Annotated in this window: 24 protein-coding genes; 10 read left to right on the plus strand and 14 right to left on the minus strand. The window is 40.4% G+C overall.

What is annotated here, in order from left to right; genetic code table 11:
* Positions 1 to 399 precede the first annotated feature (399 nt).
* The 6 genes from cysG to cysQ are packed head-to-tail and all read left to right on the plus strand — an operon-like array spanning position 400 to position 7,362.
* Entirely contained in the window at positions 400 to 1,827 is a 1,428-nt protein-coding gene (cysG, locus tag I6F54_RS10210) for a siroheme synthase CysG (protein ID WP_197141209.1), read from the plus strand.
* A 49-nt stretch (positions 1,828 to 1,876) separates the two neighbouring features.
* A complete protein-coding gene (gene cysD / locus I6F54_RS10215) occupies positions 1,877 to 2,776 on the plus strand; it encodes a sulfate adenylyltransferase subunit CysD (protein ID WP_138586364.1) in 900 nt (299 codons plus the stop codon).
* Positions 2,776 to 4,200, plus strand: coding sequence for a sulfate adenylyltransferase subunit CysN (gene cysN / locus I6F54_RS10220; protein WP_197141210.1), 1,425 nt, complete (start codon positions 2,776 to 2,778; stop codon positions 4,198 to 4,200). The genes cysD and cysN overlap by 1 nt, the downstream gene beginning before the upstream one ends.
* Positions 4,201 to 4,231: 31 nt before the next feature.
* Complete coding sequence (locus I6F54_RS10225; RefSeq protein ID WP_197141211.1) at positions 4,232 to 5,956, plus strand: SLC13 family permease; 1,725 nt, start codon at positions 4,232 to 4,234, stop codon at positions 5,954 to 5,956.
* 32 nt (positions 5,957 to 5,988) lie between these two features.
* Positions 5,989 to 6,582 carry an adenylyl-sulfate kinase gene (cysC, locus tag I6F54_RS10230; protein WP_197141212.1) on the plus strand — a complete coding sequence of 198 codons (594 nt, stop codon included), beginning with the start codon at positions 5,989 to 5,991 and terminating at the stop codon, positions 6,580 to 6,582.
* A gap of 9 nt (positions 6,583 to 6,591) precedes the next feature.
* Complete coding sequence (gene cysQ / locus I6F54_RS10235) at positions 6,592 to 7,362, plus strand: 3'(2'),5'-bisphosphate nucleotidase CysQ (RefSeq protein WP_197141214.1); 771 nt, start codon at positions 6,592 to 6,594, stop codon at positions 7,360 to 7,362.
* 114 nt (positions 7,363 to 7,476) lie between these two features.
* On the opposite strand, the gene I6F54_RS10240 is transcribed toward cysQ, so the two are convergent.
* The 4 genes from I6F54_RS10240 to I6F54_RS10255 all read right to left on the minus strand — a co-directional run bounded on the left by I6F54_RS10240 (position 7,477) and on the right by I6F54_RS10255 (position 9,672).
* Positions 7,477 to 7,773 carry a hypothetical protein gene (locus tag I6F54_RS10240; RefSeq protein ID WP_197141216.1) on the minus strand — a complete coding sequence of 99 codons (297 nt, stop codon included), beginning with the start codon at positions 7,771 to 7,773 and terminating at the stop codon, positions 7,477 to 7,479.
* Between the two features lie 44 nt (positions 7,774 to 7,817).
* On the minus strand, positions 7,818 to 8,099 hold the full coding sequence (locus I6F54_RS10245) for a hypothetical protein (RefSeq protein ID WP_197141220.1): 282 nt from the start codon (positions 8,097 to 8,099) through the stop codon (positions 7,818 to 7,820).
* A gap of 122 nt (positions 8,100 to 8,221) precedes the next feature.
* Positions 8,222 to 8,509, minus strand: coding sequence for a hypothetical protein (locus I6F54_RS10250; protein WP_197141222.1), 288 nt, complete (start codon positions 8,507 to 8,509; stop codon positions 8,222 to 8,224).
* A 365-nt stretch (positions 8,510 to 8,874) separates the two neighbouring features.
* Positions 8,875 to 9,672 (minus strand): alpha/beta fold hydrolase, encoded by a 798-nt coding sequence (locus I6F54_RS10255; RefSeq protein WP_024589582.1) that lies wholly within the window; start codon positions 9,670 to 9,672, stop codon positions 8,875 to 8,877.
* Between the two features lie 452 nt (positions 9,673 to 10,124).
* Here I6F54_RS10255 and I6F54_RS10260 point away from each other — a divergent pair, with 452 nt between their 5' ends.
* Together I6F54_RS10260 and I6F54_RS10265 are read left to right on the plus strand one after the other, a co-directional pair.
* Positions 10,125 to 11,402: an aromatic amino acid transport family protein gene (locus I6F54_RS10260; protein ID WP_197141224.1), complete on the plus strand. Its 1,278-nt coding sequence runs from the start codon at positions 10,125 to 10,127 to the stop codon at positions 11,400 to 11,402.
* Positions 11,403 to 11,532: 130 nt separating this feature from the next.
* The gene (locus tag I6F54_RS10265) at positions 11,533 to 12,876 is read left to right on the plus strand and encodes a M24 family metallopeptidase (protein ID WP_197141226.1); all 1,344 of its coding nucleotides are present in this window, start codon (positions 11,533 to 11,535) and stop codon (positions 12,874 to 12,876) included.
* Positions 12,877 to 12,929: 53 nt separating this feature from the next.
* Here I6F54_RS10265 and speD read toward each other — a convergent pair whose 3' ends face one another.
* The 8 genes from speD to I6F54_RS10305 all read right to left on the minus strand — a co-directional run bounded on the left by speD (position 12,930) and on the right by I6F54_RS10305 (position 20,761).
* A complete protein-coding gene (gene speD, locus I6F54_RS10270) occupies positions 12,930 to 13,742 on the minus strand; it encodes an adenosylmethionine decarboxylase (RefSeq protein WP_007376266.1) in 813 nt (270 codons plus the stop codon).
* A gap of 88 nt (positions 13,743 to 13,830) precedes the next feature.
* The gene (locus I6F54_RS10275) at positions 13,831 to 14,244 is read right to left on the minus strand and encodes an OsmC family protein (RefSeq protein WP_002958863.1); all 414 of its coding nucleotides are present in this window, start codon (positions 14,242 to 14,244) and stop codon (positions 13,831 to 13,833) included.
* An 86-nt stretch (positions 14,245 to 14,330) separates the two neighbouring features.
* A complete protein-coding gene (locus tag I6F54_RS10280; RefSeq protein WP_007580087.1) occupies positions 14,331 to 14,678 on the minus strand; it encodes a DUF3802 family protein in 348 nt (115 codons plus the stop codon).
* Between the two features lie 125 nt (positions 14,679 to 14,803).
* Entirely contained in the window at positions 14,804 to 16,273 is a 1,470-nt protein-coding gene (gene astD / locus I6F54_RS10285) for a succinylglutamate-semialdehyde dehydrogenase (RefSeq protein WP_197141228.1), read from the minus strand.
* 15 nt (positions 16,274 to 16,288) lie between these two features.
* Positions 16,289 to 17,305, minus strand: coding sequence for an arginine N-succinyltransferase (gene astA, locus I6F54_RS10290; protein WP_010555013.1), 1,017 nt, complete (start codon positions 17,303 to 17,305; stop codon positions 16,289 to 16,291).
* An 85-nt stretch (positions 17,306 to 17,390) separates the two neighbouring features.
* Positions 17,391 to 18,596, minus strand: coding sequence for an aspartate aminotransferase family protein (locus tag I6F54_RS10295; RefSeq protein ID WP_197141230.1), 1,206 nt, complete (start codon positions 18,594 to 18,596; stop codon positions 17,391 to 17,393).
* A 379-nt stretch (positions 18,597 to 18,975) separates the two neighbouring features.
* Complete coding sequence (locus I6F54_RS10300) at positions 18,976 to 20,136, minus strand: HDOD domain-containing protein (protein WP_024593401.1); 1,161 nt, start codon at positions 20,134 to 20,136, stop codon at positions 18,976 to 18,978.
* A 43-nt stretch (positions 20,137 to 20,179) separates the two neighbouring features.
* Positions 20,180 to 20,761, minus strand: coding sequence for an anthranilate synthase component II (locus I6F54_RS10305; protein ID WP_197141232.1), 582 nt, complete (start codon positions 20,759 to 20,761; stop codon positions 20,180 to 20,182).
* Positions 20,762 to 21,309: 548 nt separating this feature from the next.
* Here I6F54_RS10305 and I6F54_RS10310 point away from each other — a divergent pair.
* On the plus strand, positions 21,310 to 21,552 hold the full coding sequence (locus tag I6F54_RS10310; RefSeq protein ID WP_007580070.1) for a YdcH family protein: 243 nt from the start codon (positions 21,310 to 21,312) through the stop codon (positions 21,550 to 21,552).
* 62 nt (positions 21,553 to 21,614) lie between these two features.
* Here the strand turns inward: I6F54_RS10310 and I6F54_RS10315 are convergent, their stop codons facing one another.
* Both I6F54_RS10315 and I6F54_RS10320 read right to left on the minus strand, forming a co-directional pair.
* Positions 21,615 to 21,971: a putative quinol monooxygenase gene (locus I6F54_RS10315; protein WP_197141234.1), complete on the minus strand. Its 357-nt coding sequence runs from the start codon at positions 21,969 to 21,971 to the stop codon at positions 21,615 to 21,617.
* The gene (locus I6F54_RS10320) at positions 21,971 to 22,801 is read right to left on the minus strand and encodes an SDR family NAD(P)-dependent oxidoreductase (protein ID WP_197141236.1); all 831 of its coding nucleotides are present in this window, start codon (positions 22,799 to 22,801) and stop codon (positions 21,971 to 21,973) included. Before I6F54_RS10320 ends, I6F54_RS10315 begins: the two co-directional genes overlap by 1 nt.
* Positions 22,802 to 23,068: 267 nt before the next feature.
* Here I6F54_RS10320 and galE point away from each other — a divergent pair, with 267 nt between their 5' ends.
* A complete protein-coding gene (galE, locus tag I6F54_RS10325; RefSeq protein ID WP_197141238.1) occupies positions 23,069 to 24,082 on the plus strand; it encodes a UDP-glucose 4-epimerase GalE in 1,014 nt (337 codons plus the stop codon).
* Position 24,083 lies beyond the last annotated feature (1 nt).

The following is a 24,083-nucleotide window of genomic DNA, read 5'->3' on the forward strand; positions in this document are numbered from 1 at the left end:
TAGCGTATTAAATAACTCACTAACTACGTTAAAAATTATTTATATAGAACAACTATGTATCATAATTTTAGCCTTGTTATTGAGCTATTTTCTCGTCGCTATTATAGATCACTAATTTAATGCAATTGGTATAAGTACAAAATTTGATATGCCTCCATATTAACAAATTAAACCAAACTCGCTATAGCTCATAACCAAACACTATAAGCTGTTTATTTTACTTGTAACTCGGCGCAATCCCTTGTTAACTAACTCTTAGGCCTAAAAAGCCCACCTATTATAACTTTTGGTTATATCAACTTGGTTTTAATTATTTTTTACTTATTGATAGCCGCTATATTCTGCTTATCAGAATAAAGCGTTTTCTTATATTTGAATTTGTTTAGGGGTCTTATTACCGTGCAGTATTTACCTATCTTTACCAAACTCGACAACAAACCAGTATTGGTTGTTGGCGGTGGAGAGGTCGCATTACGCAAATGTCGCGCGTTTTTAAAAGCGCGTGCCAGTGTAACTTTGGTAGCACCTTGGTTTTGCGACGAACTCAAAGAGCATGCACATAATAATGAAGTAACGCTTATTGATGCTTATTTTGATGAGTCGCATCTCGATGGCAAAATGCTTGTTATTGCAGCAACCGACCGCGATGAAGTAAACAACAACGTATTTGAACTTGCCAATGCTCGTAATGTGTTTGTAAACGTAGTTGATGACCAACCTAAATGTACGTTTATATTTCCATCTATTGTTGATCGCGACCCAATCACGATTGCTATATCAAGCGCTGGTACAGCGCCAGTGCTTGCACGGCGCTTACGCGAAAAGCTCGAAACCCTTATTCCGCATCACATAGGCCCACTTGCAACGCTTGTAGGTGGCTTTAGAGACAAAGTAAAAAAACGCTTTAAACATTTTTCTGACCGCCGCCAATTTTGGGAGGGCGTGTTCGACTCATCTGTCGTGAGTAAAGTACAAACGGGCGATACCCAAGGTGCTGAGCAGCAACTAGAGCAAATGCTAGATGCTAAAGCTGAGCCCGAAGGCGAAGTGTATGTAGTAGGTGCAGGCCCAGGCGATCCTGAGCTTTTAACACTTAAAGCACTGCAACTTATGCAACAAGCCGATGTAGTCGTTTATGACTTTTTAGTGTCTGACGAAATTATGGAACTAGTACGCCGCGATGCTGACCTTATTTGTGTAGGCAAACGTTTAGGCGATCATAGTGTTGTTCAAGACGACACCAACCAAATGCTGGTCGACCTTGCTAAACAAGGCAAAAAAGTATGCCGAATTAAAGGTGGCGACCCATTTATTTATGGTCGTGGTGGCGAAGAAGTACAAGTACTGGCTGCTAACAACGTAAATTATCAAATTGTACCGGGTATTACCGCCGCTGCAGGTTGTAGTGCGTATGCGGGTATTCCGCTTACACATCGTGACCATGCACAAGCCATTCAATTTGTAACTGGCCACTGTAAAAAAGACGGTCAAGAACTTGATTGGCAATCGCTGGCTAAACCAAATCAAACGCTTGCTATTTACATGGGCGTAATTAAATCGCCGCACATACAAAGCGAGCTTTTAAAACATGGCCGTAAAGCCAACACCCCTGTCGCTATTATCGAAAACGGTACACGCAAAAATCAGCGTGTAGTAACAGGCCAACTAGGCGAACTTGCCGACTTAATCCAGCGCAACAGCATTATATCGCCTGCGCTACTTATTATTGGTGAAGTAGCCGCCCTGCACTCGCAACTAGCGTGGTTTGGGAAAAACGAACAAACAAGCAGCTTTGCACAGCCGCTAACAGATGTATCAAATACATAACCGAATTTTAAATTTGTAACTTTTAATCATTTTAGTAGGACGACTAACAATGGCTTTAACTCACCTTCAGCAACTTGAAGCTGAAAGTATCAAAATCATGCGCGAAGTCGCCGCTGAGTTTGAGAACCCAGTAATGCTTTACTCTATTGGTAAAGATTCGTCGGTACTTTTGCACTTAGCACGCAAAGCATTTTACCCTGCAAAAATTCCGTTTCCGTTATTACACGTAGACACCAATTGGAAGTTTCGTGAAATGATTGAGTTTCGCGACCGTATAGCTAAAGAATACGGTTTTGACCTACTGGTACACAAAAATCCAGAAGGCATTGAAATGGGTGTAGGCCCGTTTACGCATGGCTCGGGTAAACATACCGACATAATGAAAACCCAAGGCTTAAAGCAAGCACTTAACAAATATGGTTTTGATGCAGCATTTGGTGGCGCACGCCGCGACGAAGAAAAGTCACGCGCAAAAGAGCGTGTTTACTCGTTCCGCGATAAACACCACCGTTGGGATCCTAAAAACCAGCGTCCTGAGCTTTGGAACACTTATAACAGCCAAGTTAATCCGGGCGAAAGCATTCGTGTTTTCCCGCTGTCTAACTGGACTGAGCTGGATATTTGGCAATACATTTACCAAGAAAACATCGATATGGTTCCGCTTTACTTAGCAAAAGAGCGCCCTGTTGTTGACCGTGACGGCACCCTAATTATGGTTGACGATGAGCGTATGCCACTTAACGAAGGTGAAGTACCGCAAATGAAGTCGGTACGTTTTCGTACATTAGGCTGTTACCCACTTACCGGTGCAGTTGAATCAACAGCAAGTAACCTAACTGAAATTATTGAAGAAATGCTGCTGTCTACGTCATCTGAACGTGAAGGTCGCGTTATTGACCATGATTCAGCCGGCTCAATGGAGAAGAAAAAACGTGAGGGGTATTTTTAATGTCTAGCCAAAATAACGATACATACAACGAAGTAAAAGAAATAGGCATAGACGCCTACCTAGCACGCCAACAAGACAAAAGCTTATTGCGTATGCTTACGTGTGGCAGCGTAGATGACGGTAAATCAACATTGATTGGCCGCCTACTGCACGACAGCCACCAAATTTATGAAGATCAGCTAGCTGCACTTCATAAAGATAACGAAAAAGTAGGTAATGCAGGAGAAGATCTTGACCTTGCATTATTAGTTGATGGCCTACAAGCTGAGCGCGAGCAAGGTATTACCATTGACGTAGCGTACCGTTATTTTTCAACGGCTAAGCGTAAATTTATTATTGCCGACACACCAGGGCACGAGCAATACACGCGCAACATGGTAACGGGTGCATCAACAAGTGATGTAGCCATTATTTTGGTTGATGCGCGTTACGGCGTGCAAGTACAAACTAAGCGCCACAGCTTTATTTGTGACTCGCTTGGCATTAAGCAGTTTGTTGTTGCCGTTAATAAGATGGATATCGTTGATTTTGACGAAACCGTGTATGAAAAAATTAAGGCCGATTACCTTAAATTTGCTGAGCAACTTAACGTATCAAACATTAAGTTTGTACCTATGTCGGCGCTTAAAGGCGACAACGTAGTAACGCGCTCTGCACATACACCGTATTACACCGACAAGCCGCTACTTGAATTACTAGAAGATTCGCCAGCAGCCGAAACAGATACAGGCTTTGAAGCGCGCCTACCCGTGCAATACGTAGTGCGTCCTAACTTAAACTTCCGTGGTTTTCAGGGCACACTTACATCAGGCAAGATACACGTAGGCGATGCAATAAAAGTATTACCGTCGGGTAAAACATCAAGCATTAAAGAAATTGTTACCTTTGATGGCAATTTAGATAGTGCTGAAGCAGGCCAAGCAATTACCGTTACCCTAAATAACGAAATTGATATTAGCCGAGGTGACGTAATAGTCCCTGCAAATTCAACAGCTGTGGTTACTAACCAGCTACAAGCTAAAATTGTGTGGATGCATGAGTCGCCATTAGTATTAGGTAAAAGTTATAACCTAAAACTAGGCAGCAAAAATACCTCAGCTATTGTTACAAAAATTGATTACACGATTGATGTAAACACGCTTGAACACGGCACTAGCGACTCACTGCAGTTAAACGAAATTGCGATTGTAACGCTTGAACTAACCGAAACTATTTTGGCAGACGAGTATCACAGCAATCACGAAACAGGTTCGTTTATCCTAATCGATCGGTTATCAAACTTAACGGTTGCTGCGGGCATGATTGAACAAGTACTGCAAAACCAAGCACAGCAAAGTAACTTTAGCGAATTTGAAGTTGAATTTAACACCTTAGTACGCAAGCACTTTCCGCATTGGCAAGCGCTTGATATTTCTAAGTTATAAGTTAACTTTAGCCTGTTAGGAATTTAAAAGCATGGTAGAACAGCTCGTTTTAACAGGCATTATGCTTACCTTAGTCGGGTGCCTTTTTGGCACCCGTATTAATCCAGCATGGTTATTTGTAAGCGCAATTGGCACCAGCTACTTAGCAGGGCTAATCGATCTTGAAAGCATGTTAGTTAATTATGCTAACCCGTCGCTTGTCACCTTAGTGCTATTGGTGTTAGTGTCGACCGCAATAGAAAAAACCACCCTAATTCAAAAGTTAGCGCAATCGCTATCTAAAGGTAGTTTAGTAAAATCGGTTACAAAGTTGGGGTTATCAACCGCCTTTTTATCGTCGTTTACTAACAATACCGCCGTTGTTGCATCGCTTATTACCGCGATAAAAGACAACCCAAATCACTCCCCTTCAAAGCTATTATTACCGCTGTCGTATACTGCTATTTTGGGCGGCACAATTACGCTTATTGGTACATCAACCAACTTAATCGTCAATGGTTTTGCGGTTGATGCGGGCATGGAACCGTTGGGCTTTTTTGATTTTACCTTAGTGGGTTTAGGCGCGTTAAGCGTAGGCCTAATTACCATTTTAGTAATGCTTAAATACTTACCCGACAACGGTAAAACCGACCAAGAAGTCGTGCCTTTTTACCTAGAAGGTAAAGTACAAGCAAATTCAAAATTAATAGGCCAAACCGTTGAAGAAAACGGCCTGCGTGATTTAAAAGACTTATTCCTTGCTGAAATTATTCGCGATGGCAGCCGCATTTGCGCAGTTACCCCGCAGCAAATTATTCAAAAAGATGACGTGCTGCTTTTTGTAGGTGACATAAAATCGGTACCATTACTTACTCGTTTCGATGGCTTAAAAGTAGTACACGAAAATCATCAAAAAGACATAGAACACTTAGTAGAAGTGGTTGTAAGTCAGTCTTCAAAATTTATTGGCAAAACTGTAAAAGAAGCCCGCTTTAGAGAACAATTTCATGCAGCCGTTATTGCCATTCGCCGTGGGCACGATCGCTTACAAGGCGGACTTGGGCAAGTGCAATTACAAGCTGGCGACTCACTAATACTCGCACCAGGTAAAAACTTTTACACCTTGCCTAATTTAAAGCGCGAATTTGTGTATATTTCAGGGTTTGACTTGCAAACCCACCTTGCACCTAAGCAATCAAACATTGTGCTACTAAGCTTTGCCGCAGTACTGGGTTTAAGCATTGTTGGCATAGTGCCGCTGGTTAAAGGCTTATTAGTATTACTAATTGGCCTAATGCTCAGTGGCACCATAAAACTTAACGAAGTAAAACGCCGTTTTCCTATCGAGTTACTCGTGGTCGTAGGTAGTGCCATTGGCCTTGCCAAGTTAATGATAGGCACCGGACTTGCCGGGCAAATATCCGACGCCATGTTTATGGTACTTGGGGATTTTGGCCCGTACGGCGCATTTATTGCGATATTTTTAATGACCGTATTATTTACCGAGCTTATTACTAATAACGCAGCAGCTGCCTTGTCGTTCCCTGTTGCTTACTCGCTCGCGGTTGGTTTTAATGTAGACCCGCTACCGTTTATTATGGCGGTTGCCTTTGGCGCATCAGCCAGCTTTATATCGCCATTTGGGTATCAAACTAATCTAATGGTTTATAGCGCAGGTAACTATCGCTTAAAAGATTACATAGTGATGGGCTTACCCCTTTCTATTATTTATTCAATCACGGTATTAACCTTGATCCCGCTGGTATTTCCATTTTAATACTGGCGCTTACAGCATAAGAGACATTCACTATGGATGAAAATATAGTTTGGCATAACTACGCAACTACAAAAGCACAGCGTAGTGAGCAAAAAAAACATAAGCCCGCTATTTTATGGTTTACTGGCTTTTCAGGCTCTGGCAAAAGCACCGTAGCAAACGCACTAGAAGCGGCGCTTAATCAGCAAGGTACGCACACTTACCTGCTCGATGGCGACAACGTACGCCACGGTTTATGTAAAGACCTAGGCTTTAGCGACGAAGACCGCATTGAAAACATACGCCGCGTAGGCGAAACCGCAAAGCTAATGACCGACGCTGGCTTGTTAGTACTTACTGCGTTTATATCGCCTTTTAGAGCAGAACGCGACATGGTGCGCAGCCTAGTAGACGAAGGCGAATTTATCGAAATCTTTATCGATACCCCACTGGATGTATGCGAAAGCCGCGATCCAAAAGGCTTATACAAAAAAGCCCGCGCAGGGGAGATAAAACACTTCACTGGTATCGATTCAAGCTACGAAGTGCCAAACAATCCAGAAATAATTTTAGATACAAGTAAAAACACCCTAGACCAATCGGTTACACAACTGATAACGTATCTAAAACAAAAGCACATAATATAGGTTAACCCCATGAATCAAACCGAACTGCTAGAAGAAACCCTCATCCTTGCCCGCAAAGCAGGCCAAGCGATAATGGGAATTTACGAAAAGGACTTTAACGTTGAGTACAAAGCCGATGAAAGCCCCGTAACCGACGCCGATTTAGCAGCTCATAAACTGATTGTGGCAGGGCTTCAACAGCTCACACCCGACATTCCAATACTCAGTGAAGAAAACGCCGACATAAGCTGGGATGTACGCCAAACGTGGAAAAGCTACTGGTTAGTTGACCCAATCGACGGTACTAAAGAATTTATTAAAAAGAACGGTGAATTTACCGTAAACATCGCCCTAATTAAAAACGGCACTCCTATTTTAGCCGTAGTAGATGCACCTGCCCTTGGCGTATCGTACCTTGCCGCAGAGGCCATTGGCGCATTTAAAGATAAAGGCGATGAGCGAATTGAGCTTAAAGTAACGACTAAACCTAACAAAGGGTTAATTCGAGTTGTAGGCAGCCGCTCGCACCCATCACCCGATTTAGCCGAGTTTGTAAAACGCTTTGACGAGGTTGAAATGGTGTCTAAAGGTAGCTCACTTAAGCTGTGTTTAGTCGCTGAGGGCAGCGCCGATATTTACCCGCGCTTAGGTCCAACCTGCGAATGGGATACCGGAGCAGGCCATGCAATCGCCGAAATAGCCGGTGCTAAAGTGACCCAACTTGATGGCAGAGCGCTTATTTATAACACCAAAGATGAATACTTAAACCCTTATTTTGTGGTGAGTGCGATAGAAGAGTAAGCGCAGTTTTAAGTGGTTAGCTATCAGTTGCCAGAAAGGCAAGTGATAGCTTTAACTATTAAAGTTGCTCAGTTAGCATAAAGGCAAATACCGTAGATATGCTTGAGTTATTTATTATGTATAAATTAACCTAATAAGCGTACTAAAGCACAGCAAAGTTATAAACAAACCAAGCGATAAAATAACCTTTTCTTTTAGGGTTTGCTCAGGCTTTTGGGCAAATACAAAAACAGTTCGGTAAAGCGTACTAGGTACTATTAAAACCAAGCCAATAAACGCAGGGAACATACCCAGTATAAAGCTATATGCAAAATCTGAATTTTCCATTTGGCCGAATATAGCGCTAAACCCAAACCAAATAATAGCAACTGCAAAAAACGCAACGCCTACTGAAATCGATAAAAGTGCCATATATTGATCTCCCAAACATAAAGGCTATGAGTAAATATATTTTTTTAAGAAATAAAGAAAGTAAAATAGCTACACGCACCGATAGCTATAATCAGCATAAAAAGCCGCTTTAATAAATTATCTTCAGTAGGAGGAATTTCCTCACCGGTATATGGTGCATAAAGACTCCTTTTTAAAATAAATGCATAGATATATCTATAACAGAAAGAAAATACAAACATGCAGAACAACAGCTTTTTTAATGACTCAAAACCTATAAAAAAAGCAGCCCCTAACACAAACCATATTATGCCGAATAATATAACAATCACTTTTATCTTATTCATCCCCACTTTCCTGTACTACTTTTTCTTTAAGTTCTGTATTTATAAACCCTAGAGGGCGTTTTAATTACTAAATTTGGAAGTGTTGCACCCCGTGAAAATCTAAGTAAAGTTTTTAACCTTTATTAAATTGCGTTGTTAGCGTTGGAATTTATAGTCGGTAACCCTAACTCTTTGGCTATCGCTGCAAATTGAGCTTTTGTGTATGGCCCATAAACAAACTCATTGTGTTCAGCAAACTTGTTATCTTTGGTTTTATCAATATAGTAAAAAGCACAAATTTTATGCGGACAAGCATAAGCCGAAATATATTTTTCGTTAGATTTAATATTTATTGGTTCATCGAGTCGCCCAATATATGCGCCCTGACCAAGGCTGTAACCTAACTTTTTAGTGCCGCTAATGTAATACACTTCATAAGGTTACTCCTCCCAAATTGGAGAACACCCATTAAGTAGTAATGATATTAAAACTAAAAATATTCTCACAAACTTCCCTGCACTCTAGTAACTTGCTCAAATTACACTCTTATAGTTAACTTGAGCGTATCCTTATTTTGTGAACATCTATTAGTAGCAAACTGTGTAAGTGATTGCCAATTATAAAATTATATTTAAGTGAGGTATTTTACTATGTGTAAAAGGGTGTGACCTACAGTAAGGCTATGTTTTTAGTTTAGGGAAAAAGACAAAAATAACCTGATCCAATTAACTAATGATGGCTATTATAAGTTTTTAGGACTTGCCATTAATTGAACGATTTTTAAAAGCGACAACCCTTAACGATTTTGCTGGGCGATAAAAGCAAGTGAGTGCTGATTGAATAAGTCGGGGCGTTCCACATTACAGACATGGCCGCAATGGTGAATAGTTTGCAGTACGCTGTTTTTATGACGCTTAACCATTTCTTTAACAGGGCCAAGGAACATATGATCTTCTTTGCCCATAATGTACAGAATGGGAATATCAATGTCTTTTTCTTTGAAGTACTGCATTAAAGGATTTACGTCCATGGCTAATTTAAACCATTTTATAAACTCTTTTTGGCACAAGCGTTTTGCTTCACGAACAAACAAAAGTCGAGATTCTTTATGGCGCTTTTTAGGCATCATAATAAAAGCAAATAAGCGATACAGCCACATATAAGGAAGGAAGTGTTTAAAAGTATTACCTAAATAAACCAATGTATTACTGCGCGTATTAAAACGAGTAACCGCTCCACCTAGCACCATGCTAGAAACATATTGCGGCGCAATTTCAGCAATATTTCGAATAATAATTGTGCCCAATGAAATGCCAACAAAGTGTGCGCTGGTGATATTGTTATGATCTAACACATCGATAATGTCTTTAGAGACATTATTAAATGAATAATTATTATCAACAAAGTTTTGTACTAAGTTATTCGATTTACCGTGACCACGAAGATCTAGCAGCAATACATTATATTCTTTTTTATAGGCTTTAAGCTGACGAAACCAAATTGCCGAACTACCACCTGCTCCATGGACAAATACAACCCATGTTTTACTGGTTTCGTGCGCAAAAGTAGTATGGAAGAGAATGTCTTTGCTCATTGCAGTTAGTGGCCTATTTACTTCGTTTGGCATATTCAATTGCAGGAAGTATAACGGAGTTTAATAAAAATCTCTTATGTAGTTCCGATCAATGGCTTCTACTTAACAGCTTTTGAGAGCAGACTTTGATTTTTAAATGAAAACCAATAAAAATGACCAGTCCCTATTTTTACGTTATGAAAACCGCCTATCTCGGCTTTGCTGCTCGCGTGACACTATAGCGTGTTAGGTTTCGCTCCAACTAACCAACCTACCCGTACAGTAACTCTATAATGTGGCTTGCCATTTAAGGCTTTTGCTCACTTTTACACCGCTGTTTCGTATTCATGACACTTACCCTCCAATTGAGTCTAATTAATTAGTCTAAAAATCTCTTCAAAACATGAAAAATGTCTCTAAAAACTATACCCTTCGGCGCAGTTATTATTTAAATAATGGATGAGCACACACACATGACAACATCTCAAGATGCAACGCTTTCAAATGCATCACCAAACACACACACAAATTCAAATACAAAAACTAAATGGAACCTGCACGATACGCAGTGGACATTAAGTTTATTTGGTACCGCCGTTGGTGCGGGTATTTTATTTTTACCTATTAACATTGGTATTGGCGGTTTTTGGCCGTTAATTATTATGGCGTGTTTAGCGTTCCCAATGACCTTTTTTGCGCACCGTGGATTAGCGCGCTTTGTACTTTCATCAAAAAATAAAGATGCCGATTTTACCGATGTAGTTGAAGAGCACTTTGGTGTGACTGCGGGTCGATTAATTTCCTTGTTGTACTTTTTATCTATATTCCCAATTTTGCTTATTTACGGTGTGGGCTTAACCAATACTGTTGATAGTTTTATGGTTAATCAAATGGGGATGGAGTCGCCTTCTCGCGTGCTACTTTCAGGTGTATTAGTTGCAGGTATGATTAGCTTAATGATGGGCGGCGAGCGCTTGATGCTACGTGCCTTTGCTATTTTAGTGTATCCGCTTGTGGGCATATTGTTGTTTTTATCACTTTATTTAATCCCTAGCTGGCAGATGCCAGATATGACGGTGCCTGAAATGGGTAGCTTTGGTAAAACGCTGTGGTTGTCGATTCCAATTATTGTGTTTTCGTTTAGCCACGCAGCGGCTATTTCTAGCTTTGTAAACGTGCAACGTGGCCATTATGGCGAACAAGCTACACGTAAGTCTGAGGCGATTTTAAAGCGTACTAGCTTGCTACTTATTACCTTTGTACTGTTATTTGTGTTCTCTTGCGTGCTGTCGCTTACAGGCGAGCAAATGGCGGCAGCTAAAGCAGCTAACGTGTCGGTTTTATCCTACCTTGCTAATATTACTGACAACTCATTTATTGCCACCCTTGGGCCACTTGTTGCTTTTATTGCTATTACATCGTCGTTTTTGGGTCACTTTTTAGGTGCACGCGAAAGCTTTACAGGATTAGTAACTAAACAAACAGGCTTAAGCGCTGGCGTTACCGATAAAATTGGTGTGTTAATCATGTTTTTAGCTATTTGGTTTTGTGCTGTTAAAAATCCAAGTATTTTAGACATGATGGATCAGTTATCGGGCCCTATCATTGCGATGATTTTATTCATTATGCCAATGATTGCAGTTTATAAAGTACCTGCACTTAATAAATACCGAAATCGCTTTAGCACGCTATTTATATTAGCGGTTGGCTCACTTGCTGTATTTGCACTTTTATACAGTATGCTTAAGTAATAAAACTGTTTATACAAAAGCCCGGCTACTTTTTAGCTGGGCTTTTTTGTGTGCTGTTTATCTCAAATTGTTTTTTTATAGTCGCTCTTCAGGCATGTTATAAATTAACTAGCCTAAAAATAAAACAATTATGCACTTTACTAAACAACTCCTACTTTACGTAAGCTTGCTAACTACGCTTGTTTTAAGCCTCTTTGTTAAAGCTGATGACGCTCCCGCTATTTTATCGATGAAAGAGCGCGCTACGTTTATAGATAAAATAACTGAGCTTAGAGTTAATACCTTAATGCCCTCATTAATGAAGCAGCACAGCACTGATATGTGGCTACTTATAAGTCGTGAATATAACGAAGATCCAATATTAAAAACAATGCTGCCTGCAACATGGCTTTCAGCCAGACGCACTACTATTTTGCTATTTGCACTTAATAAACAAGGTGGTGTTGATGCTTACGCTATTGCGCCTTATAAAATAGGTAACGTATTTAAAAAAGGGTGGGATAAACAAACACAACCAAGCCAGTGGGAAGCACTCAATACACTTATTGAGCAATACAAACCTCGCAACATTGCGCTTAATACTTCTACCGACTGGGCACATGCCGATGGCCTTGTGCTAGGCGATTACAAAACCTTAATGGCTAACTTGCCCGCCACTTATCACAATAAAATAATTTCTGCAGAGCCGCTTGCTGTTGCGTGGTTAGAGCAACGCATTCCTGAAGAAGTTAAAATGTATAAACATATTGTCGCTATTGCCCATCATATTATTGCAGAGGGGTTTTCGGGTAAAACAATTACGGTTGGTGAAACAACTAACGATGACTTGGTATGGTGGTTTAGAGAGCGCGTAAAAGAGCTCAAACTACAAACATGGTTTCACCCGAGTATTGCTATTCAGCGCGCCGATGCGAAGTCGTTCGATCATGAAGAAAGCTTTACCAATGGCTACGATGATAACGTTATACAAGCCGGTGACTTGCTTCATGTAGATTTTGGGATTACTTATTTACGCTTAAATACCGACACGCAGCAGCATGCGTATGTGCTCAAAGAAAACGAAATAAGTGCGCCTAGTTACTTAGTTGAAGCACTAAAAAGCGGTAATAAACTACAAGACATATTTACCAATCAATTTGCGGTAGGTAAAACCGGTAATGAGGTTTTAGCTGCAGCACGAAAAGCCGCTATTGATCAGGGATTAAAACCCACTATTTATACTCATCCTCTTGGCTATCATGGCCACGCTGCTGGCACTACATTAGGTATGTGGGATTCTCAGCAAGGTGTACCGGGAGATGGTGACTATCCGCTACATTTAAATACGGCTTACTCAATTGAGCTTAACAATGCTGTGTTTATAAAACAGTGGAATAAAGAAATAAGAATAATGCTAGAGGAAGATGCTATTTTTGATAAAAGCGGTGTCTGGTATTTAAATGGCCGACAAACACAGCTATTGCTTGTAAAATAAAGTATAAAAAAATGGCGCTCACTGAGCGCCATTTTTAATTTAATTCGTTGCTATTATTCTGTATCTGGCAGGTTACGGCCATAGAATATTTCTTGCATTTCACGGGTCAGCTTTGAGCGAATTTCGTCTTCTTCGCCCTCTGATAAATCTGCCGTAGAAAGGCCGAACAAATACGTGTTTAGATCGGTTTCTTTTAACATCATTTTGGTATGGAACAGGTTTTCTTGATACACATTCACGTCCATCATTTGGTACGCTTCTTTTGTATCTTCTGTCATGAAGTTTTGAATCGAGCTAATAGCATGATCAATGTAGTGCTTAACACCGTTTATGTCGCGGGTAAAACCACGAACGCGGTAGTCAATTGTTACTACGTCTGATTCAAGGCTATGAATTAAGAAGTTTAACGCTTTAAGTGGCGAAATAATGCCACAAGTAGACACTTCAATATCAGCACGGAATGTACAAATACCATCATCAGGGTGAGCTTCTGGGTATGTGTGTACACAAATGTGGCTTTTATCTAGGTGCGCAACAACTGAATCAGGTAATGGGCCTGGTGCTTCGTCAGCATCGTAATTTTGCTGCTCTTCTACTGGTTCTTCTGAAACCAAAATAGTTACACTTGCGCCTTGCGGTTCATAGTCTTGGCGCGCTACATTTAAAATGTTAGCACCAATAATATCAACAACTTCACCTAAAATGTCGGTTAGTCTATCTGCACTGTACTGCTCATCGATATATTCAATATATTCTTTACGTTGTTGCTCGGTCTTTGCGTAACAAATATCATAAATACTAAAGCTTAAACTTTTGGTTAAATTGTTAAAGCCATGAAGTTTAAGTTTATCGAAGGGTTTGTTCATAATAAACCAACCTATAAATTAGTGGGTTCTGCACCTGCAGAATGAAAAGTTCGCGGATTTTATACGAATTTCCCTCGTGGAAAAAGCGTTATTTTGCTTGATCTTGCACAACTTCGTGGCTATGCGTAATTTCTACTGTTTTATCAAGCATTAATGCAACTGAACAATACTTTTCAGCAGAGAGTGAAACCGCGCGTGCAAGGTGCTTTTCAGACACATTATTGCCTTTAACAACAAAGTGTAAGTTGATTTTGGTAAACACACGTGGGGCTGTTTCGGCGCGCTCTGCACTTAGTTGTACTTGTACATCTGAAAAATCTTGTTTGGCTTTTTTTAAAATACTAACCACATCAACTGATGAACAACAGCCAACTGACATTAAAACCATTTCCATTGGGCTTGGTGCTGCACTATCGCTGCCGCCATCAAACACAACATTGTGGTTAGAATTAGAACGACCAATAAACGTATCGCCTTCAACCCATTTTACATTTGCTTGCATTGTTATATCTCAAAAAAATATTTTCTTGATTGTAAGCAAGTTAGCCGTAGTTGCAAATGAAAATGCAACGCAGGGCTATAAAATGGCTAAGATTGTTGTGTTAAAGCGCTATCAAAGAGGTTTTTTACTAAACCTGCAAATTCATCTATAAAGGCATGCTGTTCAACCGTGACAGGCTGTGAGGTGATGCTGCTGAGGACTTCTTCTAAATCGTAAACTATGCCATCAACTTCACGTACAATTTGGCTACGCTGCTCTGTGTTGAGGTTTGTGTGCTGCTCGCAAATAAGCATCACATTTTGTGCAATAACGTCTTCGATTAATTCCATTACTGTTGGGGCACCTGGTTTTATTTCGCCTGGCTTCTCAAACAATGCTAAATTTTGAGTTAGATACATGATCAAATCATCGTACCCTTGCCTATCTAAAACCATTTTTGTACCACCTTTGTATAATTAATTATTTTGATTTAAGCAGAAAGCGCTGCTGATTACTAGCTTTGCACGATAGCAATACAAAAAAAGCAGCCGAAGCTGCTTTTTTAGTGATTAAGTACTGCTTAATCTATTTTTAAGCCTGGGCTTAATGTTGCTGGCATCGCTACTTTTTCAAGCTCTACTGAAGCTACAGGGTATGCACAGTAGTCGGCTGCGTAATATGCGCTTGCTCTGTGATTGCCCGATGCGCCAATACCACCAAATGGTGCTGCGCTTGATGCGCCAGTAATTGGGCGGTTCCAGTTAACAATACCGGCACGAATACGACGTAAAAAGTGGTCGTAATCTGCTGCACTATCACTTAATAAACCAGCCGATAAACCAAAGGTTGTATCGTTTGCTTTATCAATGGCTTGATCAAAGTCATCAAAGCGGAATACTTTTAAAAGTGGTCCAAAATGCTCTTCGTCTGGGAAGTCATTAATATTTGTACACTCAATAATACCTGGTGTTACAAAGCCGGTATTGGCTGTGTGATCAAGCTCTACTAATACTTGACCGCCAAGCTCAACAAGCTCGTTTTGCGCTTTAACCATGCCCGCTGCTGCAGCTGATGAGATCATAGAGCCCATAAATGGCTGATCTGCATCGTCGTAGTTACCTACTTTAATCGCTTTAGTTGCTGTGATTAAACGCTCCAGTATCACATCGCCTTTGCTACCTGTTGGTAAAAATAGTTTACGTGCACACGTACAACGCTGACCACTTGAGATAAACGCAGATTGAATAATATCGTGAACAACCGCTTTAGTGTCTTCAACGTCAGTAATAATAAGTGGGTTATTACCACCCATTTCTAGCGCTAAAATTTTGCCAGGTTGACCCGCAAACTGTTCATGTAAAATATGACCAGTACGAGAAGACCCCGTGAAGAACAAGCCATCAATACCTTTGTGAGCAGCAAGGGCTTTACCCGTTTCTACTTCACCTTGAACTAGGTTAATAACACCTGCTGGTAAACCTGCTTTTTCCCACAGTTTAAGCGTAAGCTCTGCCACTTTAGGAGTAAGCTCAGACGGTTTAAATACCACTGTGTTACCTGCTAAAAGCGCTGGCACAATGTGGCCATTAGGTAAGTGACCCGGAAAGTTATACGGACCAAATACGGCTACAACACCATGTGGCTTATGACGAATCATCGCACGGCCAAGTGGCATTGCGTTTTCTACGTCGCCAGTGCGCTCTAAAAATGCTTTTTCAGAAATGGCAATTTTACCAACCATAGCACCCGCTTCTGTGCGAGTTTCCCACAGTGGCTTACCTGTTTCTTGTGCAATAGTAATAGCGAGCTCTTCGCTGTTTTCTTTTAATTGCGCTGCAAATGCTTTAATTATTTCCAAGCGCTCAGTAAAACTTTTATCAGCCCATGCATAAAACGCTTCGCGCGCTGCATTTACTGCGGTGTCTACTTGCGCCGCAGTTGCCGATGAGGCCTGCCAAATAACGTCGTTATTTGCAGGGTTTACTGAATTAAATTCTGTGCCTTGGCCTTGTGACCATTGACCATTTATAAATTGTGCAGGATGAGTCATATACTTTCTCCTAAATTAAATCGTGGTTGCACTAACAATATCGCCAGTTTGCAAATGCAGTGCATCTGCTATTTCTTGCGATAAAATAAGGCTTTTTGCGCGCTCGTCAAATGTCATTGGTGCAACGGTTGCTCTAAAGTCATTAAGCTTTTCGTTAGCTAGTAACACCATAGTGTCGCCAGTCATTTCGCCAATTTCAACGTTAAAGTTACGTGCATTACGAATAGTCGCAATGTTATCTACTTTTGCTTCAACCGTTGGGCCGCCGTCAAAAATGTCTACGTAGCCATTAAACGTAAAGCCTTCGCTTTTTAATAACTCGATTGCTGGGCGAGTGTTGTCGTGTACTTTACCTATTACGGCTTGCGCATCTTTACTTAGCAAGTTTACGTAAATTGGGTATTTAGGCATTAATTCAGCAATGAAAACCTTTTGGCCAATACCTGTTAGGTAATCGGCTGTTGGAAAATCCATTGAGAAAAAGTGCTCTTCAAGCCACTGCCAAAAAGGGCTGCTGCCGTTTTCGTCAGACACACCGCGCATTTCTGCGATTACTGTTTGCGCAAAACGCTCTTGATGCTGTTTTATAAACATAAAGCGCGCTTTTGAAAGTAGCTTACCGTTACAATTTTTACGATAACCATCTTTTAAAAACAATGTGCAAAGCTCTGTAGCACCTGTGTAGTCGTTACATAGCGTTAGAATATCAACCGCTTTGTATACGTCTAATGTGCGCGAAGAGTGAATCACTTTACTTAAGTGATAATGATAAAATGCATCATCAAGCCCTACCGCAGCTTCAATTGCAGATGTTCCTACAACGTCACCGGTTTCGCTATCTTCAAGAACAAACAGGTAGCCTTCGTCACCAGGTTGTGACGTTTGTTTAGCAAAAGAGCTTACTGAATGGTCGATCTTTTTTTGCAATAGTTCTTCGTTTAATGGCAAAGACGTAAAACCATGCCCTGATTCGTGGGCAATTTTCAGTAATGCTGAATAATCATTTTGCTGGATTGGGCGAAGGATCATCATGAGTCCGCTTGCTCCCTTATAAATAACGGTAAATAGGAATTGCAGGGCAAGCAGTGCTTGCCCTTAATTGGTTGGCTTAAGTCGCTTATGCGTTTACTACGCTTGCTACTGCTTTTTCAAAGCGTGCCATACCTTCGCGAATGTCCGCTTCAGGAATTACTAAAGATGGAGTGAAACGTATTACGTCTGCACCCGCAACTAATGACATAAGGCCTTGCTCAGTCCCTGCCACTAAAAACTCTTTTGCACGACCTTTATATTGCTCGTTCACTACCGCGCCAATTAATAAACCTTGGCCACGGATTTCGCTAAATACGTTGTATTTGTCGTTAACCGCAGTAAGTAGTTCATTAAATAATGCTGCTTTAGCTTTTACGCCAGCAAGTACTTCTGGGGTATTTACTGTATCAAATGCAGCTTCTGCAACAGCACACGCAAGCGGGTTGCCGCCATAAGTAGAACCATGTGTACCTACTTTAAGATGCTGTGCAATTTCAGTTGTTGTGATCATAGCGCCAATAGGGAAACCGCCGCCAAGTGCTTTAGCTGAAGTTAAAATATCAGGTACTATGTTTAAGCCTTGGTATGCGTATAAATAGCCAGTACGGCCAACACCTGTTTGAACTTCATCAAAAATAAGCAGTGCGTTATGTTTAGTACATAAATCGCGAACGCCTTGAGCAAACTCGTCAGTTGGTGAAACAATACCGCCTTCACCTTGAAGAGGTTCCATCATTACGGCACATGTTTTGTCGCTGATAAGCGCTTCAAAAGCAGCTAGGTCGTTGTAATCACAATGTACAATGTCGCCAGGCTTAGGACCAAAACCATCTGAATATGCAGCTTGGCCACCAACAGTTACTGTAAAGAATGTACGACCGTGGAAACCTTTGTTGAACGCGATGATTTGTGATTTTTCTGCGCCAAACTTATCAAGTGCAAAACGACGCGCTAATTTAAGCGCTGCTTCGTTTGCTTCTGCGCCTGAGTTGGCAAAGTAAACTTTTTCAGCAAATGTAGCATCAACCATTTTTTTAGCTAGGCGAAGTGCCGGCTCATTGGTCATTACATTTGATAGATGCCAGATTTTTTCGCCTTGCTCTTTTAATGCGCCTACTAATGCAGGGTGGCAATGGCCAAGACAGTTAACTGCAATACCACCAGCAAAGTCGATAAACTCTCGACCTTGTTGATCCCAGACGCGAGAACCTTCGCCTCGAACAGGAATTACGCTTGAAGGTGCGTAGTTAGGAACCATTACGTGATCAAATAATTCGCGATTGACTGTCATTTTATTTCCTCTTAATTGTGAGCAACACAAAACATCAAAATAGGTGTTTGGTTAATATTTGTAACCAACTTTATAGGCAAGATCAGTAACCTGATAATTGCGCAAAATTGCTTTGTGGTTCAATTTTCAGACGCACATTATTTCAGAATTACTTATATCTGTCTCGTTAAAAACTTTCATGTATCCCTTTAAAATAAAGGGCTAAAGATATTATTTCATAGATAGTGAATAACTATTTGCATAGCTATTTATGCTTATTTTTAAACAACTAACCGCATGAGCACCAAGGCGCGCATGCTTTAATCGGCAAATATGCAATATAACAATAGAGTGAGAATGAATGGTTAGTCGCAAAAAATTTAACAAAAAATTCAGATTTTTAGTCAATTTGAATAGCTAAATTGGTAAAATTACTCGATTGGAGGGTTTTAAGTTCCGTTTTAGTGAACTTAAAGTACGAAAACCAGCTTAGAGTTTCATCAGGTTCAATTAGCTGATGCTCCTTCAAGTTAAGATATTGAGAGTAGCAACGTGCTTTTAACATTACTTCTGTTAATGGTAGTAATGTATCGCCTTTATCTACTCCATTCACTAACTGCTGCATCACACCTTTAAATGGTAAATATTTAAACGCCATTTTATCTATCACTTTGGCACTTACTTCTATCGACTTATTGCTAAGTAGAGTGGTTAAAAATAGCGGGTCGGGCTGTAGCTCTAATAATGCGGTGTGTAAATCTTTTTGGTTTTCATTTCGGGCTAACTGCACTTTGCGTTGCCATACTTTCTCAAACGTTTTTAAGTACAAGCGCACTAATGCAATTCGCCCTACATCTAAAAGCATACCAAGGGTAAATGCATGTACGTCATTCACATTATTAATTTGTGCAATTTTTTGCGCAGCAATCGCGTTTGCCATCGCGCTGTCGCGTAGCCGGCGTTTTAATAATGAAAATGGTTCGGTGCTATGTGGCATCCAATGACGGGCAGCAAATGTAGGAATAACAAGCTGTAAGTTATCAAGGCCAATATAACGAAGGGCAAGCGATGGTTTATCTACTTTTACAGACGTATTTTTACTACGCTGATTACGATAGTAAGGTAAATTAACGAGCGTTACTAATTCTCTACCCAACCAGCTTATATCATTAACCAGTGGCTCTAAACGTCCTACCGACGCTGACTTTACAGCTAATATGTCGAGTATATTGGCAATGCCATCTTCAATACCTATAGTGCTGTGGATTACACCATCTATATCTTCAAGCTGCTTATATATAGCTGTTTCAATAGTTTTGTGCAGTTGCTCACTCGCTTGAGCGCGGTACTTATGATGTGCAGTACTGCTTTGCTGGCGTTTATTCTGTGCGGCCACTTCAACCTGAAGCAAAGTGCGTTGCTTCATGGGTTCGCCGTAATCTATATCTAATGTATGAATGAAACCAATTTGCTGATGCGCAAAGCTGTGCCCAAGCAATAAGTCATGAGCCCGTTGGCTTAGTATTTTGGCAGTACGCTGTTGCGCTACAAGTTCAGTCATGACATCCATTAATAAAGTATTAAATGCTCTGTGTATTATAACATTAGAAGCGAGTTAAAAAGTTATCAAGCAGTTCTAAGCCTTGATCAGTTAGAATAGCTTCGGGGTGAAACTGCACACCTTCGATTGCTAGTTCTTTATGAAGTAACCCCATAATTTCGTCAAACTCGCCTTGCTCAGTCTGAGTCCATGCGGTTACTTCAAGCTCTTTAGGCAAAGTTCGCTCTTTAACCACTAAAGAATGATAACGACATACTGTTAACGGGTTAGCTAAGCCTTTAAACACCCCTTTATTAGTATGAACTATGGGTGATGTTTTACCGTGCATTACTTTTTTAGCACGAATTACATCTCCACCTAAAGCTTGCGCGATAGTTTGATGTCCCAAGCAAATCCCTAAAATAGGATATTGCCCTTTTAGTTGCTCAACAACATTTAACGAAATACCCGCTTCGTTAGGCGTGCATGGCCCCGGCGATAACACGATGTGTTTCGGGTTCAACTGCTTTATTTGTGCAATGCTTAGCTCGTCATTACGTTTTACTAACACGTCTTGATCTAATCGCTGAAAATATTGCACTAAGTTGTAAGTAAACGAATCGTAGTTATCGATCATTAACAGCATTACACAACAAACCTTATAAATTATTGACCACTACTTTACACAAGTGGTGCTAAGCGCTGCATTCTACCACTATTAATTAGCCAACATAAATTAGCAAAAAGCGTTAAAAATTAACTCCATTAGCTAAAAAGACTTCAAAGTCTTTGGTGGGTATTGGTGTACTTAACTTGAACTCAGGTTGAAATGCTTTTTAACACACTGAATAATGGTGATATTTAAATTTATTTTCTCTAGCCAGAGATCCCTTGCACCTTAGCAGTAATATCGAACCCTAAGCTTTTCACGAGTAGTTAATACACCTATTTAGGCATATACCCAGCAATAAGTTATTGGCATCTAAAGTACGTGCGTATATTGATCGCTCTATTAAATACTTTGGTGAAATATCTTACTGAGCAAAATAAACAGATTGTTTGAGCTGCATCAAATTAGCGGCTCAATGGTTGAATTATATCTATATAAGCCCCAGTGTATTATATGAAAGGCAGTAATTCACTCATACAACTCACTTACTTGTGAGCTCATTTATATCCTATTAAGGAGCGAATATGTTAGGCGAAGACCACTCATTAACTAATGACTTTCCAGAGTACTTAAAGACCATTGCCGAGTTAAATGAAAGCGATACTGAATTTGCAAAAAAAGCAGATAAGTATGACAAGCTAGATAAAGAAATTAGAGTGTTAGAGCTCAAAGATGCGCCCATAAGCGATGAGCAAATGCATCAGCTAAAACACGAACGTACAGAATTAAAAGATTGGCTATACGAGCGTTTGCAGCAAGAGCAGTAATGCCACTAAAAAAAGAGCTCACTGATGAGGTGAGCTCTTTAGATCAACAATGGATATTTTTTCTAAAACTTTACAAAACCACCTACTGGTTTCATAAATACAGTGCTTAGGCCTGCAAAGGCTTGCGCAAACTCTTTTGATAGTTGACTAAATACCGTTATTTTATCCATATCAACTACGCTTAAAAATAGTGGGCCACTTTTGTCCCAACCAGCAAGGTGCACTTTAGCAGCATCTTCATCTTGGTAACGCTCGTAAATATGTACACTGTGCTTGTCTTCACTTACTGTCCACTCATACATTAAAGTGCCGGCTTCACTTTTAGCCAAAGCAACTAATTGCGCCATTATCAATAAAAATTCATCGTATTTACCTTCTTTAATTTGGCCTTGTACTGTCCAGGTAACATGATTTTTCATTATGCTTTGCCTAATTTAAGTTGTGCTAAAATACTGTCTAACGTATCTACTAGTTGTTGATTTTTAGCATTATTAAGTGCATCAACATGAGGAAGCGCAAAGCGTCCTGTATCGTTATCAAAATACAGACCTGCGGCATCTTTAAATTCATCCCTAAGCGCTGCGCGACAAAAAATATCTGCGCCAATTTTTAAATCGCCGCCATCTATACCGTAAGCGTCTTTTACCATTTTACTTCCTAGTAACGATTTAGGGTTTACCGATACAACTAATGGCCCAGTATCTTTAAGCTCCAGCCCTAAATGACGCGACCACATAGTAATAGCCAATTTACTTTGTGCATAAGCCGCACTATCAGAAAGTTCAGTGTTACCCATAAGTGCATTTAAGTTAACGCTTGATTGCGCAGCTGATGACACATTAACCACTCGCGAATTACGACCAAGAACAGGTAACAATAGTTTTGTAAGAAGATATGGCGCAATCGTGTTTACAACAAAGCGAGCATCAAGGCCGTCAATTGTTGTAGCATCAACTAATTGATAAACGCCTGCATTATTAATTAGCACGTCGAGCTGGTTATTATTTTCGGCCAAGTCGGTTAATACAGTTTGTGCCAAAGTTTGAACTTGGCTCATATCGCTTAAATCAGCAATATAAGTGTGTGTACTCGCATTTGGGTATTGTTCGGTTAAAGCTGTTTGTAGCGCATTGAGCTTTGCTTGGCTGCGGCCATGTAATAATACGGTGTGACCTTGTGCTAATAACATCTTTGCAGTTTCTAGCCCAATGCCATCGGTAGCACCGGTAAGTAAAATTGTTTTGTTCATGTTGATCTCTCCTTACTTTATTTTCGCTATATTAGCACCCCGACTTACTGCTGATAATTAGGCCAATAGTTGAATCAGTTTATATAATTAATTGATAAAGCTAAGCCTATGTTAGTTAATATAAAAGCATTCTTTTAAAAGGCAGGTGAGTGTTTAAGCTGAATGTTTTTTATGCTTTTATTTGAATTACCCAGTAATCATAACTATTGTTTTTAAACCCCCTTAATAGTAGTATTTATCATATAAATACACTTTTCGAGAAATAACATGAAAGTTTTAGTTACTGGCGGCATGGGTTACATAGGTAGCCACACATGTATTGCATTGCATGAAGCAGGTATTACGCCTGTTATTTATGATAACTTGTCTAATGCAAGTGCGCGGGTACTTGACCAACTCGAAAAGATTACAGGTACTCGGTTTGAGTTTATTTTGGGCGACATACAAGACGAGCAACAATTTAAACTCGCCCTAAAACATACTAAAGCCGAAGCTGTTTTTCACTTTGCGGCTTTAAAAGCCGTTGGCGAATCTACCGAGCAACCGCTGCGTTATTATCAAAATAATGTGTCGGGCACATTAAGCATGCTACAAAACATGCAAGATGAAGGCGTTAACCATATTATATTTAGCTCATCGGCTACTGTGTACGGCGAGCCAGACTACCTCCCTATTGACGAAAAGCATCCTATACGCGCAACTAACCCTTATGGTTGGACTAAAGTTATGGTTGAACAAGCCATGCAAGACGTATGTAATGCCAACAGTCAATTTATGGGTATTGCGCTTCGTTACTTTAACCCAGTAGGTGCGCACCCAAGTGGTTTATTAGGTGAAAGCCCTAATGGTATTCCTAATAACTTAATGCCATTTATTGCTCAAACGGCGGTAGGTAAACGCGACGTGGTTAATATTTTTGGTGACGACTACGACACTGAAGATGGTACGGGCGTACGTGACTATATTCACGTTTTAGATTTAGCTAAAGGCCATGTGGCGGCATTTATGCAGCATAAAACAGATACCGCCTTTCATGCTTACAACCTAGGGACAGGCCAAGGTTATTCAGTGCTTGATATGATTAAGGCATTTAGCGCATCAGCTGGTAAAAATATTCCGTATAAGAGTGCACCGCGCCGTGCAGGCGATATTGCCTGTAACTACGCCGATGCCACAAAAGCGCAAAACACACTTAACTGGCACGCAGAACTAACACTTAGCGACATGACCAACGATACATGGCGCTGGCAAACTAATTACCCTAGTGGGTTGGAGAGTTAAC

The sequence above is a fragment of the Pseudoalteromonas sp. SWXJZ10B genome, assembly GCF_015864475.1.
Lineage (GTDB): Bacteria > Pseudomonadota > Gammaproteobacteria > Enterobacterales > Alteromonadaceae > Pseudoalteromonas > Pseudoalteromonas arctica.

Coding starts and splice junctions, on each gene's coding strand:
- cysD (WP_138586364.1), top strand. CDS start 1,877: ATGGCTTTAACTCACCTTCAGCAACTTGAAGCTGAAAGTATCAAAATC.
- cysN (WP_197141210.1), top strand. CDS start 2,776: ATGTCTAGCCAAAATAACGATACATACAACGAAGTAAAAGAAATAGGC.
- I6F54_RS10225 (WP_197141211.1), top strand. CDS start 4,232: ATGGTAGAACAGCTCGTTTTAACAGGCATTATGCTTACCTTAGTCGGG.
- cysC (WP_197141212.1), top strand. CDS start 5,989: ATGGATGAAAATATAGTTTGGCATAACTACGCAACTACAAAAGCACAG.
- cysQ (WP_197141214.1), top strand. CDS start 6,592: ATGAATCAAACCGAACTGCTAGAAGAAACCCTCATCCTTGCCCGCAAA.
- I6F54_RS10240 (WP_197141216.1), bottom strand. CDS start 7,773: ATGGCACTTTTATCGATTTCAGTAGGCGTTGCGTTTTTTGCAGTTGCT.
- I6F54_RS10245 (WP_197141220.1), bottom strand. CDS start 8,099: ATGAATAAGATAAAAGTGATTGTTATATTATTCGGCATAATATGGTTT.
- I6F54_RS10255 (WP_024589582.1), bottom strand. CDS start 9,672: ATGAGCAAAGACATTCTCTTCCATACTACTTTTGCGCACGAAACCAGT.
- I6F54_RS10260 (WP_197141224.1), top strand. CDS start 10,125: ATGACAACATCTCAAGATGCAACGCTTTCAAATGCATCACCAAACACA.
- I6F54_RS10265 (WP_197141226.1), top strand. CDS start 11,533: ATGCACTTTACTAAACAACTCCTACTTTACGTAAGCTTGCTAACTACG.
- speD (WP_007376266.1), bottom strand. CDS start 13,742: ATGAACAAACCCTTCGATAAACTTAAACTTCATGGCTTTAACAATTTA.
- I6F54_RS10275 (WP_002958863.1), bottom strand. CDS start 14,244: ATGCAAGCAAATGTAAAATGGGTTGAAGGCGATACGTTTATTGGTCGT.
- I6F54_RS10280 (WP_007580087.1), bottom strand. CDS start 14,678: ATGGTTTTAGATAGGCAAGGGTACGATGATTTGATCATGTATCTAACT.
- astD (WP_197141228.1), bottom strand. CDS start 16,273: ATGACTCATCCTGCACAATTTATAAATGGTCAATGGTCACAAGGCCAA.
- astA (WP_010555013.1), bottom strand. CDS start 17,305: ATGATGATCCTTCGCCCAATCCAGCAAAATGATTATTCAGCATTACTG.
- I6F54_RS10295 (WP_197141230.1), bottom strand. CDS start 18,596: ATGACAGTCAATCGCGAATTATTTGATCACGTAATGGTTCCTAACTAC.
- I6F54_RS10300 (WP_024593401.1), bottom strand. CDS start 20,136: ATGACTGAACTTGTAGCGCAACAGCGTACTGCCAAAATACTAAGCCAA.
- I6F54_RS10305 (WP_197141232.1), bottom strand. CDS start 20,761: ATGCTGTTAATGATCGATAACTACGATTCGTTTACTTACAACTTAGTG.
- I6F54_RS10310 (WP_007580070.1), top strand. CDS start 21,310: ATGTTAGGCGAAGACCACTCATTAACTAATGACTTTCCAGAGTACTTA.
- I6F54_RS10315 (WP_197141234.1), bottom strand. CDS start 21,971: ATGAAAAATCATGTTACCTGGACAGTACAAGGCCAAATTAAAGAAGGT.
- I6F54_RS10320 (WP_197141236.1), bottom strand. CDS start 22,801: ATGAACAAAACAATTTTACTTACCGGTGCTACCGATGGCATTGGGCTA.
- galE (WP_197141238.1), top strand. CDS start 23,069: ATGAAAGTTTTAGTTACTGGCGGCATGGGTTACATAGGTAGCCACACA.